The 12,177-nt window shown below is 68.0% G+C and carries 11 protein-coding genes; 5 read left to right on the plus strand and 6 right to left on the minus strand.

Annotated features, from left to right (window positions below):
• Positions 1 to 297 precede the first annotated feature (297 nt).
• Positions 298 to 2,100, plus strand: a complete 1,803-nt coding sequence (locus tag NRB20_RS21880; protein ID WP_319945245.1) for a DEDD exonuclease domain-containing protein — start codon at positions 298 to 300, stop codon at positions 2,098 to 2,100.
• A gap of 459 nt (positions 2,101 to 2,559) precedes the next feature.
• Positions 2,560 to 2,835: an Lrp/AsnC family transcriptional regulator gene (locus NRB20_RS21885; protein ID WP_153411982.1), complete on the plus strand. Its 276-nt coding sequence runs from the start codon at positions 2,560 to 2,562 to the stop codon at positions 2,833 to 2,835.
• Between the two features lie 81 nt (positions 2,836 to 2,916).
• On the opposite strand, the gene qcrB is transcribed toward NRB20_RS21885, so the two are convergent.
• From qcrB to ctaE, 4 genes are all read right to left on the minus strand, one after another.
• The gene (qcrB, locus tag NRB20_RS21890) at positions 2,917 to 4,548 is read right to left on the minus strand and encodes a cytochrome bc1 complex cytochrome b subunit (protein WP_153411983.1); all 1,632 of its coding nucleotides are present in this window, start codon (positions 4,546 to 4,548) and stop codon (positions 2,917 to 2,919) included.
• 73 nt (positions 4,549 to 4,621) lie between these two features.
• Positions 4,622 to 5,776, minus strand: a complete 1,155-nt coding sequence (gene qcrA / locus NRB20_RS21895) for a cytochrome bc1 complex Rieske iron-sulfur subunit (protein WP_153411984.1) — start codon at positions 5,774 to 5,776, stop codon at positions 4,622 to 4,624.
• Complete coding sequence (qcrC, locus tag NRB20_RS21900) at positions 5,773 to 6,645, minus strand: cytochrome bc1 complex diheme cytochrome c subunit (protein ID WP_194289956.1); 873 nt, start codon at positions 6,643 to 6,645, stop codon at positions 5,773 to 5,775. Before qcrC ends, qcrA begins: the two co-directional genes overlap by 4 nt.
• 54 nt (positions 6,646 to 6,699) lie before the next feature.
• On the minus strand, positions 6,700 to 7,311 hold the full coding sequence (gene ctaE / locus NRB20_RS21905) for an aa3-type cytochrome oxidase subunit III (RefSeq protein WP_222974967.1): 612 nt from the start codon (positions 7,309 to 7,311) through the stop codon (positions 6,700 to 6,702).
• A 270-nt stretch (positions 7,312 to 7,581) separates the two neighbouring features.
• Here ctaE and NRB20_RS21910 point away from each other — a divergent pair, with 270 nt between their 5' ends.
• Together NRB20_RS21910 and trpD are read left to right on the plus strand one after the other, a co-directional pair.
• On the plus strand, positions 7,582 to 7,989 hold the full coding sequence (locus NRB20_RS21910) for a hypothetical protein (RefSeq protein ID WP_153411985.1): 408 nt from the start codon (positions 7,582 to 7,584) through the stop codon (positions 7,987 to 7,989).
• A 112-nt stretch (positions 7,990 to 8,101) separates the two neighbouring features.
• Positions 8,102 to 9,157, plus strand: a complete 1,056-nt coding sequence (gene trpD / locus NRB20_RS21915) for an anthranilate phosphoribosyltransferase (RefSeq protein ID WP_153411986.1) — start codon at positions 8,102 to 8,104, stop codon at positions 9,155 to 9,157.
• Between the two features lie 96 nt (positions 9,158 to 9,253).
• Here trpD and NRB20_RS21920 read toward each other — a convergent pair whose 3' ends face one another.
• Positions 9,254 to 9,982 (minus strand): WD40 repeat domain-containing protein, encoded by a 729-nt coding sequence (locus tag NRB20_RS21920; protein ID WP_194289957.1) that lies wholly within the window; start codon positions 9,980 to 9,982, stop codon positions 9,254 to 9,256.
• Positions 9,882 to 11,072: an nSTAND1 domain-containing NTPase gene (locus NRB20_RS37660; RefSeq protein WP_194289958.1), complete on the minus strand. Its 1,191-nt coding sequence runs from the start codon at positions 11,070 to 11,072 to the stop codon at positions 9,882 to 9,884. The genes NRB20_RS21920 and NRB20_RS37660 overlap by 101 nt, the downstream gene beginning before the upstream one ends.
• A gap of 471 nt (positions 11,073 to 11,543) precedes the next feature.
• On the opposite strand from NRB20_RS37660, the gene NRB20_RS21925 reads away from it, so the two are divergent.
• Positions 11,544 to 12,176, plus strand: coding sequence for a YdcF family protein (locus NRB20_RS21925; RefSeq protein WP_153411988.1), 633 nt, complete (start codon positions 11,544 to 11,546; stop codon positions 12,174 to 12,176).
• Position 12,177: the final 1 nt, after the last annotated feature.

The following is a 12,177-nucleotide window of genomic DNA, read 5'->3' on the forward strand; positions in this document are numbered from 1 at the left end:
GCCGAATATCGGTTTCGAATCGGCCCGATCGGGAAATCGGCACGTAGCAAGTGCGCGCGGCTCCGTACGCGACCGTACGGTCCGCACGCTGGCGCGAGCCCCGCCGACGCCGGTCGACCGCGCCCGGAAAATTCCCGGAGATCCGGCCCGACTGATTCGGAAACCGAATCAATGTGACTCCAGCCACTTTTACGCGTTTCGCCCTGAATTACTCGGCACATATCGGGTATTGCGGTGAGATCTCGGCGCATCCGCCGCATCACGATTTCTGTCGTACCCCGGCGCTACGCTCCCGCCGTGTCCACTCCCGCCCCGCGCCCAGCCCAGCTGGCCTTCGACGATCTGGACACCCCGCTGTACGACACCACCTTCGTCGTGGTGGACCTGGAAACCACCGGCACCAGCCCGGACGGCGACGCCATCACCGAGATCGGCGCGGTCAAGGTGCGCGGCGGCGAGGTGCTGGGCGAATTCGCCACCCTGGTCGATCCCGGTCGCGCGATCCCGCCGCAGATCGTGCAGATCACCGGGATCACCACCGCGATGGTCCGCGACGCGCCCCGGATCGAGGCGGTGCTGCCCGGATTCCTGGAATTCGCGGCCGGTGCGGTGCTGGTCGCGCACAACGCCCGTTTCGACATCGGCTTCCTGAAGGCGGCCGCGGGCCGGTGCGCGACCGCCTGGCCCGCCTTCCAGGTGCTGTGCACGGTGCAACTGGCCCGGCGCATCCTGCCCCGAGACGAGGCGCCCACCGTGCGGCTGTCCGCGCTGGCCGAACTGCTCGGCGCGCAGACCCGCCCCACGCACCGCGCGCTCGACGACGCCCGCGCCACCGTCGACGTGCTGCACGCGCTGATCGGCCGGGTGGGCAATCTCGGCGTGCACAGTCTGTCGGAGCTGGCCGACTATCTGCCCGCGGTCACCAAGCGGCTGCGGTCCAAACGTTTCCTGGCCGAGAATCTTCCGGCCGCGCCCGGGGTGTATCTGTTCCGCGGTCCGTCGGACGAGGTCCTCTATGTCGGCACGGCGGTGAATCTGCGGCGGCGGGTGCGCACGTATTTCACCGGATCGGAGACCCGCCCGCGAATGCGCGAGATGGTCGCCCTGGCCACGCGGGTCGAACACGTCCTGTGCGCGCACCGACTCGAGGCCGGGGTGCGCGAGTTACGACTGCTCGTCGCGCACACCCCGCCGTACAACCGGCGCTCGAAATTCCCGCAGCGCGCGTGGTGGATCACCCTGACCGACGAGGCGTTCCCCCGCTTCACCAGCACCCGCACACCGTCCCGGGACAGCTTGGGCCCCTTCGGATCTCGCGCCGCCGCGGCCGAGATCGCCGCCACCGTCGCGGAGTACTGCGGCCTGCGCACCTGCACCACCCGCATCCCCCGCACCGGCCACCACGGCGCGGACTGCCCACCCGTGACGGTCGGCGACTGCCCCGCCGGAAAGTCCGGAACCCTCAGCACCGCAAGCGAATACGCGTCCACCGCACAGGCGGTGCGCGACCTGTTCGACGGCCGCTGCGACCTACCGCTGCACGCCATGCGCGAACGTCTCGAAACCTGTTCCACCGCAGAGAATTTCGAGATCGCCGCCCGAATCCGGGACCGCACCGTAGCGGTCGTCCGCGCCCTGCGCCGCACCCAGCGCCTCGCCGCTCTGGCCCGCATCGCCGAACTCGTTGCCGCACGCCGAGCCGAGACGGGCGGCTGGGATTTCGCCGTGATCCGCTACGGCCGCCTGGCCGCCGCCGGATCCGCCGCCCGCGGCATCCCACCCATGCCCATCGTCGACGCCCTCATCGCCTCCGCCGAAACCGTCCTCCCCACCCGCCTCGACGCCACCGCCCCCACCCTGCCCGGCACCGACTCCCCCGACGACCGCTGCCATCCCCCACTGCGCGGCGCACCCCCGGAGGAAACCGCACTCCTCATCAACTGGCTGGAACAACCCGGCACCCGCATCGTCCACACCACCCACGGCTACGCCGAACCCCGCCTCGGCGCGGGCCCCTGGTCAGCCTGGACCGAACGCGCCGAAGCCGCCGCCCAGACCGAAGCCGCGGGCCGGGATTACCTCACCAGCACCGAATCCTGACCACTCCCGTCCACCCCGCGCCACCATCGACCGGCCAGGCTCACCTACCCGCGACGCCGACCGCGAGAGTCCCTTCGAACGACATCGCGCGAACGAGTCCTCACACCGCAATCGGCATCCGTGTCACGTGACCCGTTGTCCAGCAAGATGTCCCACCACGTATCAGGGCGCGATACTGCACGACCCGCTCGTTCGCCACCGCGCCACCGCGCCACCGCGCCACCGCGCCACCGCGCCACCGCGCCACCGCGCCACCGCGCCACCGCGCCACCGCGCCACCGCGCCACCGAACCGCGAGTACCACCCATCCGATACGAACGCCCGGCCACGCGCTGATGTTCTCCGGAACACCAGGAAGTTCACCGCCCCATCCGAACACCGGCCGCGATGTCCCGCCTCGAGGCCGCCACCACGCCGTCTTCCCGCAGGTCCGGAGCGCGGCCGATCTAGACTCACTGCATGATTACCGCGATCGTATTGATTCACGCCGACGCCGCTCGTATTCCCGAGACGGCGCAGGCGCTGGCGGATCTCGAAGGTGTGACCGAGGTGTACTCGTGCGCGGGCGATGTGGACCTGATCGCGATGGTGCGGGTGCGCGATCACGAGCAGATCGCCGAAGTGGTCACCGGACACGTCAACAAGACCGCGGGTGTGCTGCGGACGACGACGCACATCGCGTTCAAGTCGTATTCGCGGGCCGAGGTCGAGGCCGGATTCTCCATCGGCGAATGAGCCGCCCGTAACCGAGGTACCCAGCGAAAAGCGCAGGCCCCGAACCGTTTCCGGTTCGGGGCCTGCGCTGTGAGAACGAACTCAGTGGCCGTGCTCGTCCTTGCCGCCGCCGACGTTCTGATCTTGGTACTCGGCCAGGATCTCGAGCTGCTTGTGGTGCTGCTCGTTGTCGTAGGCGGTCTGCTCCGCGGCCTGCGCCGCCGGATCGGACCGCAGGAACGAACCGGCGCCGGGCTTACCGGCCCAACCCAGCTTGTTCATCTTCTTCGGCACCGTCGCGCCCTGGTACTCCAGCGGGATCGGGTGGCCGTGGTCGTCGACCGGGCCCAGCGGCTGGTGCACCTCGATGTACTCACCGTGCGGCAGTCGCTTGATCACACCGGTCTCGATACCGTGCTCGAGCACCGCGCGATCCGAACGCTGCAGGGCGATGCACATCCGGTACGCCAGGAAGTAGGCGATCGGCGGCGCGATCAGCAGGCCGATGCGGAAGATCCACGTCGTCGCGTTCAGCGAGATGTCGAACTTCAGCGCGATGATGTCGTTGACGCACGCCAGGGTCAGCACCAGGTAGAACGCCAGTGCCATCGCACCGATCGCGGTGCGCACCGGCACGTCGCGCGGACGCTGCAACAGGTTGTGGTGCACATCGTCGCCGGTCAGGCGCTTCTCGATCCACGGGTAGGCGATCAGCACCATGAACACCGCGCCCATGAGCAGGGCCACCCAGACCGGAGCCGGAACGGTGTACCGGCCCAGATACAGCTCCCACGGCGGCATCAGACGCGCCAGACCGTCGGTCCACATCATGTAGAAGTCCGGCTGCGAACCCGCCGACACCTGAGATGGGTTGTACGGCCCCAGGTTCCAGATCGGGTTGATCTGCAACACGCCACCCATGACCGACACGATGCCCAGGGTGAACATGAAGAACGCGCCCTGATCCGCCGCGAACACCGGGACGATGCGCGCGCCGACCACGTTGTTCTCGGTACGGCCCGGTCCGGGGAACTGCGTGTGCTTCTGGTACCAGACCAGCGCCACGTGCGCCGCGATCAACGCCAGCATGATGCCCGGGAACAGCAGCACGTGCGCGATGAACAGACGCGGGATGATGATCGTGCCCGGGAAGTCACCGCCGAAGATCAGCCAGTGCATCCAGGTGCCGATCACCGGAATACCCATGGTGATACCACCGAAGGCGGCACGAAGACCGGTACCCGAGAGCAGGTCGTCCGGCAGCGAGTAGCCGAAGAAGCCCTCGAACATCGCCAGGATCAGCAGCAGCGAACCGATGACCCAGTTCGCCTCGCGCGGCTTGCGGAACGCACCGGTGAAGAAGATGCGCAGCAGGTGGATGATGATCGAGCAGGCGAACAGCAGCGCCGCCCAGTGGTGCACCTGGCGGACGAACAGACCACCGCGCACCTCGAAGGTGATGTCCAGCGCCGACTCGAACGCCCGCGACATCGACACACCGCGCAGCGGCTGATACGAGCCGTTGTAGACAACCTCGGTCATCGACGGATCGAAGAACAGCGTCAGGTAGATACCCGACAGCAGCAGGATGATGAACGCGTACAGCGCGATCTCACCCAGCAGGAACGACCAGTGGGTCGGGAAGACCTTGTTGATCGAACGCTTGACGAACGCCGCCGCACGGTACCGCTCGTCCATCTCATTGGCCTGCGCGGCCGCTTTGCTCGGGCTCATTCCCGCACCTCGCTGGCGCTCGGCGCAGGAATAAGCCCTGCACGCTGTGTTGACGATTCGGTCGCAAGCTCCCTCATGAACGACGCTCCCAGTAGGCCGGGCCGAGCGGCTCGATGAAGTCGCCGTTGGCGACCAGGTAGCCCTCGGTGTTGACGGTGATCGGCAGCTGCGGCAGGGCCCGGGCGGCGGGGCCGAAGATCGGCTTACCCCAGTGGAGGGCGTCGAACTGCGACTGGTGGCACGGGCACAGGATGCGGCTGTCCTGCTGCTCGAACAGCGAGGTCGGGCAGCCGAGGTGGGTGCAGATCTTCGAGTAGGCCCAGTAGTCGCCGTAGTTGAAGCTCTCCTGACCCTTGCGCTTGATCGCGCGGGCCGCGTCCTCGGGACGGAAGCGGATCAGCATGACCGCGTTGCGAACGCCGCGCAGCGACTCCAGGGTCTCCTTGTCGTTGCCGCGCCACTCCTCTTTCCAGGGGAACACCGTCTCCATGCCACCCGCGTCGAGATCCTCGGCGCGCACCAGCACGACGTCCTCGGGACGTCCGGTGTCCTTGCGCAGGAACACGGTCTGACCGACGTAGTCGGGGGTCCAGCCGGACACCCACAGCGGCGACTTCTTGCCCTGCGCCCACGGGTTCTTGATCAGGCCGCCGACGAAGACGAACAGCGCGCCCACGCCGAGCACGCCCAGACCCAGGCCCGCGGTGCGGGTGATCAGCTTGCGGCGGCCCAGGGTGGAGGTCTCCAGCGCGTCGCCCAGCTGGGCGCCGAGGGTACGACGTTCGACCTCGGGCGAGGGACCGTCGTGCCGGACCTGGATGGCGATCTCCGGCGGGATGAACTTCTTGCGGATCAACACCATCGCGACGCCGATGGCCAGCACCGCCACCCCCAGCAGCAGGCCGTACAGCGGGGTGGTCAGCGAGTAGATGCCCGCGCCGGACTCGTCACGGCTCTTGTATCGCCACGGCCAGAACAGGAACACCCCGATCAGGGCGATACCGGCGAGCGTGGACACGACGAACCAGAACGCCACCTGACGCTCGGCCCGCTTCTCCGCGCGAGTGCCCGGAACCGGCCAGCGCGGAGCGCGGTAGACGACGTCGACGCCGTCCCGCTTGGTGCCGAGCTCGACCAGCTCGTCGCGGGACATCGCGTCGAGCTGCTCCTCGGTCGGGTTCAGATCGTCGTCCGACCGAACCATGTCGTCGTTCTCCTTGTCTGTCATGAACGGGATCCGATCCACATCGCGGCACCGACCACACCGACGATGCCGATGATCCACATGGCCAGACCCTCGGTCGCGGGACCGAAGCCGCCGAGGCCGTAGCCGCCCTCGGGGTCGGACTTGGTGCGGTTCTTGATGTAGGCGATGATGTCGCGCTTCTCGTCCGGCGTCAGCTGCCGGTCGGAGAACTTCGGCATGTTCTGCGGACCCGTCAGCATCGCGGTGTAGATCTGCTGTTCGCTGGCCGGGGCCAGCGGCGGGGCGAACTTACCGGAGGACAGCGCGCCGCCCTTGCCGGTGAAGTTGTGGCAGGACGCGCAGTTCATCCGGAACAGCTCACCACCGACGCCGAGGTCGGCGCCCTTGGTCAGCGATTCCTGGGCGATCTTGCCGTCCGGATCGCGCACCACCGACGGGCCGCCGCCGTTGGCGGCGATGTAGGCCATCAGCGCGTCGGTCTGCGTCTCGTCGAACTTCGTCTCCTTGCGCACGATCTGCGCGGAGTTCGACGGCGCGGGCATGCGACCGCTGGAAACCTGGAAGTACACTGCGGCCGAACCGACACCGATCAGGCTCGGGCCGCGATCCTGCACACCCTGCAGGTTCGCGCCGTGGCAGGTGATGCAGGAGGTGTCGTAGAGCTGCTTGCCCTGACGGATCAGGGCGGACTGATCCTCGTCCGCGGTGGCGACCTGCGCGTGCGGGGTCAGTGCCGACGCAGCGAAACCGGCTCCGACCAGAGCCATCAGAAGAACCAGCCCGCCGGCGAGCTTCCGGCGCATCCGGCGCTGCTTGCGGGTCTTGGTGGCCTGCGCGTTCCCGGCCCCGCTGTGGGGCTCTTCAGGCACTGACGGGGGAGATGAACTCATCTGTGTCCCTTTTGGAGTAGACGGAACCGACTGATGCTCGTGCTGTGCGCCGGGCTAGCGGACGAAGTAGATCGTGGCGAACAGCCCGATCCAGACGATGTCGACGAAGTGCCAGTAGTAGGAGACGACGATCGCCGCGGTGGCCTGCGCCGGAGTGAACTTGGAGACCTTCGTGCGGATCAGCAGGAAGATGAACGCGATGAGACCGCCGATGACGTGCAGACCGTGGAAGCCGGTGGTGATGAAGAACACCGAGCCGTACACGCTGCTCGAGATCGAGGTGCCCTCGCTGTAGAGGCCGTGGTACTCCGTGGCCTGACCGCAGACGAAGAACAGCCCCATGATGAAGGTCACGACGTACCAGCGCCGCAGGCCGAACACGTCGCCCTTCTCCGCCGCGAACACCCCCATCTGGCAGGTGAACGACGACGCGATCAGCACGGCCGTGACCGGTACCGCGAGCTTCATGTCGAGCTCGGTCGGCTCCGGCGGCCAGTTGCCGTGGGCTTGGGCGCGAGCGACGAAATACATGGCGAAGAGGCCGGCGAAGAACATCAGCTCGCTGGACAGCCAGATGATGGTTCCGACGCTGACCATGTTGGGCCGGTTCAGCGAGTGCACACGCTGGGTTATGGCCGATCCTGGTGTCCCTACTGCGGTCGTCACGCCGGTAAGTATGACTCGTCGTAGTACGACGGGAGTACTCGGGTGCGAATCTTGCTGTTCCGTGTCGGAATCCGCAGGGCCGGACGGGGTCTCGGCACGACTTCGGCGTGTCCGGTACCGAAGTCGATCTTGCCAGGTCGGGGCCGGTTCCGGGGGTTCGAGGGAGGCTCGCGAGACCCGTTTCGCCTCGCGCGGGCGCGATTTCTATCGTGGTGTTCCGGGCGCGCACGGCGTCGACGGAACACCGCGATCGTGGGTACGGAGGTCGGTATGGGATGGCGATCGGCATGGCAGCGCTGGACCGGTCGGGGAGCGAGCGCGGGGTGGGATCCCGAGCAGGTGGATCCGGTGGTCGTGGTGTCGAGTTTCGATGACGCGGAGTCCTGTTCGGCCGCGCTGGAACGGGCCGCGGAGTCGTGGACGCCCGGGATTCCGGCGCTGCTGCGGCATCATCTGCGGATCCCCGCCGAGCACGTCGAGACGGTGACCGCGCTGGCCGCGCAGGACGGCTACTCCCCCGCCGGAACCGCCCCGGCCACAGCGGATCTGCTGTTGCAGCGCATGCAGATACTCGACGCGCTGCACTGTTCGCAGGAACGTTCGCGGATGGCGAGCCTGGCGCAGCGGCACGACGGCACGGCCCTGGGTTGGGATGCGCTGCAACCGCCGCGGACCTGATCGTCGAGGTCGCCGCCCCGGACATCGGGTGGTGCCGGACGACCGCGCGTAATCCCTGATTAGGGTGGAAGCCGGACTGCCGGAACACGGCACATGCGACAGGAGAGGCCGAATGAGCGCGCGCAGCTGGCCCCGGATTCTCGGGGCCCTCACCGACGGGGTCGAGCTGACCACGGAGGAGACCGCGTGGGCGATCGATGAGATCTTCTCCGACAACGCGACTCAGGCCCAGATCGCGGCGTTCGGCGTCGCGATGAAGATGAAGGGCCCGACCCCCGGCGAGCTGGCCGGGCTGGCCGACGCCATGCTCGGGCTGTCCAAACGGGTGCCGATCGAGGGGGCGGCGATCGATATCGTCGGCACCGGCGGCGACCGGTCGGGCACGGTGAACATCTCCACGATGTCCTCGATCGTGGTGTCGGCGGCCGGAATTCCGGTCGTCAAGCACGGCAACCGGGCGGCGTCGTCCAAGAGCGGCGGCGCGGACGTGCTCGAGGCGCTCGGGGTGAAGATCGCGCTGGGCCCCAAATCGGTGGCGCGGTGTGTGCGGGAGGTCGGCATCGGCTTCTGTTTCGCCCCGATCTTCCACTCCGGACTGCGGTTCGCCGGACGCGCCCGCAGCGAGATCGGCATCCCGACCGTCTACAACGTGCTCGGCCCGCTGACCAATCCGGCGCAACCGGAGGCCGGGCTGATCGGCTGCGCGTTCGCGGACCTGGTCGGCGTGATCGCCGGGGCCTTCGCCGGACGCGGTAAGAACGCGCTGGTGGTGCGCGGGAACGACGGATTGGACGAGATCACCACCGCCGACACCACCGACGTCTGGGTGGTGACCGGCGGCGGCGTCGCCGAGACGACCGTCGATCCGACGCGGCTGGGCATCGAGCGGGTCGCCCCCGAGGCGTTGCGGGGTGGCGACGCGCAGGTCAACGCCGCCATCGCGCGGGAGATGTTCGCCGGTGCGCCGGGTGCGGTGCGGGACGCGGTGCTGCTGAACTCCGCGGCCGCGATCGTGGCGTACGAGCTGACGCCCGAATCGGCGGGCGGCGATATCCACGATGCGCTGGCCGCGTCACTGGATCGGGTCGCGCGGGCCGTGGACGGTGGTGCGGCCACGGAGTTGCTGGAGCGGTGGGCGGCGTTGAGCAACGAGCTCGGCGACGATTGATCGCGCACGCCTCGTCGTGCACGCGCCTCGGCTCATTCCTCTGCCACAGGGCCTCGGTTCATCTCCCATGGATGGCCGAAGTCCCTGATCCGCTCCTTACGCCTGCCCTTCGCATGCGGCCCGGTACGGCACTCCGGGGAGGTACCGCCGCCATACATCGGCGGTAAGAACATCCCCGGAAATCCGGCAGACTCGTCGCAACGAATGATCGGGATTCAGGTCCCACCAACGGATTTCGCCCCTGACGCCGACTCCGATCAGATATTCGCCATCCGGTGTGAAGGCGATATCGCCCGCGTGCCACGAATCCTCCGTCGGGATGATCGAACCGCCCGTCTCCGTGATGTGTGCGGGATCGGTGAAATCCCACAGCTGAATCGTCGTATCGCCGCCCAACGTGGCGAAACGCTGTCCCCGGGAATCGAATTCGATCGCGACGATCGGTGTGCCCACGCCGCCGACGGGCCGACCGACCGGCCGGGCGTGCGCGGGATCGTGCACATCCCAGAACCGCACCGCGTGCACCGGCGTACCGATGACCGCCAGCATCCGTCCATCCGGCGTGTACACCGCGTGCGGATCGGTCCGACCGGATACGAACTGCCCCACCCGGACGGGCCGGTCCGGATTGCTGGTGTCCCACAACCGAATTCGTCCATCGGTGCCGCCGATCGCCAACTGTCGTCCGTCGGGCCGGAATACGAGGAGACCGGGAGACTGCGCGTCATCTCGTTGGCGCGCATTGGTATTGCTCTCCCACCGCGCCTGCACCGCCAGCACCACCACGACGACGCACAACAACGCCAGCACCGCCCGCACCGCCATCGCATTCCGCCGTTGTCGACGCCGGGCAGCCTGCGAGGCAGACAGGAATTCGTCCGCGACGGGAGCCAGCGAACCGCCCGCCGCGTGTTCGGCGACGGATTCCAACCGTGCGCCTCGATACAGCAGCGAGGGATCCCGTCCCTGCGGCCCAATCGACGGCATCGATGTGCAGCCGTTGACGTTCCAGCGAACCGACCCGATCCTCGTCCAGCCAGGTACGCAGCCGCGGCCAGGCGTCCAGGACGATTTCGTGTGTGAGGTAAGCGGTTTCGGCGTCCATGGTGATCAGCCGGGTACGTACCAGCGCGTCCAACGCCGCGTCGGCCGCCTCGATCACCCTGCGGGTCAACTCTTCTCGGGAAACCCGCCGCCGCGTATCGCGCGAATCCCTTCCGACGGTGATCAATCCGAACAGCATCTGTTTGGCGGCGGCCTGCTGGAATTCGGTCAGGCCGGTCCAGGCGCGTTCGGCGGTGGCGGCGACCGAGCCGACGACGCCACCGGCCGCGCGATATCCCTCGATGGTCAGGCGGCGGCCCGAGCGGCGTTCCCAGGCGGCGGTCATGACGTGCGAGAGCAGCGGTAGCGCGCCGGGGTCGTAGGCGTGGCGCTGTTCGGCGTGTCCGATACCGCACAGTTCGGTGATGACCAGTTCCTCGAGGCCGGGCTCCAGTTCGCAGCCGAGCATTTCGGCCGGTCGGGTGACGGCTTCGGCGAGTTCGTCCAGGCGCATCGGCCCGAGGAGGTAGCTGCGGTGCTTGAGTGCGTACTCGAGGACGGGGTGGTCCAGGCAGGCGGCGTAGAAGTCGGCGCGGACCGCGAGGACGACCGCGACCGGGTCGGTGTCGTCGCGGATCGCCAGATGTTCCAGGGCGGACAGGAAGCGGTCGCGTTGCGCTTCGTCGCGGCACTGGGTGAACACCTCCTCGGCCTGATCGATCACGAGCAGTCGCCGGGCGGCGCCGGCCCATCGGGACAACGCCGCAGTAACGGAATCCTCGTCCTCCTCGTGGCCGATCGCGTGCCGCAGTGCGGTGAGCGGGTCCGGACCGGGCGTGAGAATGGTGCTGTCCCAACCGTCTTCGGCCAACAGCGCGCACCGGCCACCGTCGCGACACGCTTGAGTGTCGGGTTTCCGGCCGCTTCATAGAGTTCGGCGAAGCGGTTCGCGAAGACCGTCCGGGGTGTTGCGGCACCCGGACGTCGTTGTCGGACGTAGTCATACTCATCCCCTCCGATTCGTCGCCGCCGAGCGCTTCTCGCCCATTCGGCGGCCCCGCCCACGGTAGGCGAACCGGACATCGTGTGATCGGCGATACACGGTGAAATGCCTGGTCGGACTACGCAATCGGTTCTCCGGACCGGAGCGGACACGCCCCGGACAGTCGAATCCCCGTGGTGATCAGAGCAATTCACAACCCCGCTGGGAGCATGCACAGATTTGGTTCGGGTCCTTCGGAATTCGGTGAGGGTTCGCGTCTTCGGCGGTGCGACAGCGGTTTCCGGACCGATCATCGACGGACATTGATCACCGGCCGCGCCTGATCCTCCGGGAGGTTCGATGCTCATCCGGTTCCGTTCCAGCGCACGCCGCACCGCGGTCGCGATACTGCTCACCGCCGCGACGTCGACGCTCGGTGCGACCGCGGGGCACGCGGACGCCGCCCCCATCCAGCCGAATCCGCTCGCCGACATCCCCGCCGCTGTGCTGGCGGCCTTGCACCCCACGGCGATTCGACTGCCCGGACTGCCGCTGACCGCCGGATACGGTGCCGACACCGCCATCGTGATCCTCGGCTACGGCCTGCAACCCGACGGCAGTATGCGCCCCGAACTGATCCAGCGCCTCGAGGCCGGATACGTGCAGGCGATCCTCGCGCCCGCCGCCCCGGTGATCGTCACCGGCGGCAATCCGCACAACGGCGTCACCGAGGCGCAGGCGATGGCGGGATGGCTGGTCGCACACGGCATTCCGGCGGATCGCGTGCACACCGAATCGCGCGCCGAGACGACCGTGCAGAACGCGACCTACTCCCAGCATGTGATGGAGTCGATCGGTGCGCGCAGCGCGGTCGTGGTCACCTCCTCGAACCATCTCGGTCGCGCGGTCGGGGATTTCGTCGGCGCGGGCATTCCGGTGATCGGCACCCTCACCCCGGATCAGGCTCCGCTACGGGTGATTCCGTTCGGCTGAG

The sequence above is a fragment of the Nocardia macrotermitis genome, from assembly GCF_009604405.1.
Lineage (GTDB): Bacteria > Actinomycetota > Actinomycetes > Mycobacteriales > Mycobacteriaceae > Nocardia > Nocardia macrotermitis.

What these genes read in the sequence shown, in the direction of transcription:
- NRB20_RS21885 (WP_153411982.1), top strand. Translation starts at nt 2,560, where the DNA reads ATGATTACCGCGATCGTATTGATTCACGCCGACGCCGCTCGTATTCCC.
- qcrB (WP_153411983.1), bottom strand. Translation starts at nt 4,548, where the DNA reads ATGAGCCCGAGCAAAGCGGCCGCGCAGGCCAATGAGATGGACGAGCGG.
- qcrA (WP_153411984.1), bottom strand. Translation starts at nt 5,776, where the DNA reads ATGACAGACAAGGAGAACGACGACATGGTTCGGTCGGACGACGATCTG.
- qcrC (WP_194289956.1), bottom strand. Translation starts at nt 6,645, where the DNA reads ATGAGTTCATCTCCCCCGTCAGTGCCTGAAGAGCCCCACAGCGGGGCC.
- NRB20_RS21910 (WP_153411985.1), top strand. Translation starts at nt 7,582, where the DNA reads ATGGGATGGCGATCGGCATGGCAGCGCTGGACCGGTCGGGGAGCGAGC.
- trpD (WP_153411986.1), top strand. Translation starts at nt 8,102, where the DNA reads ATGAGCGCGCGCAGCTGGCCCCGGATTCTCGGGGCCCTCACCGACGGG.
- NRB20_RS21920 (WP_194289957.1), bottom strand. Translation starts at nt 9,982, where the DNA reads ATGGCGGTGCGGGCGGTGCTGGCGTTGTTGTGCGTCGTCGTGGTGGTG.
- NRB20_RS21925 (WP_153411988.1), top strand. Translation starts at nt 11,544, where the DNA reads ATGCTCATCCGGTTCCGTTCCAGCGCACGCCGCACCGCGGTCGCGATA.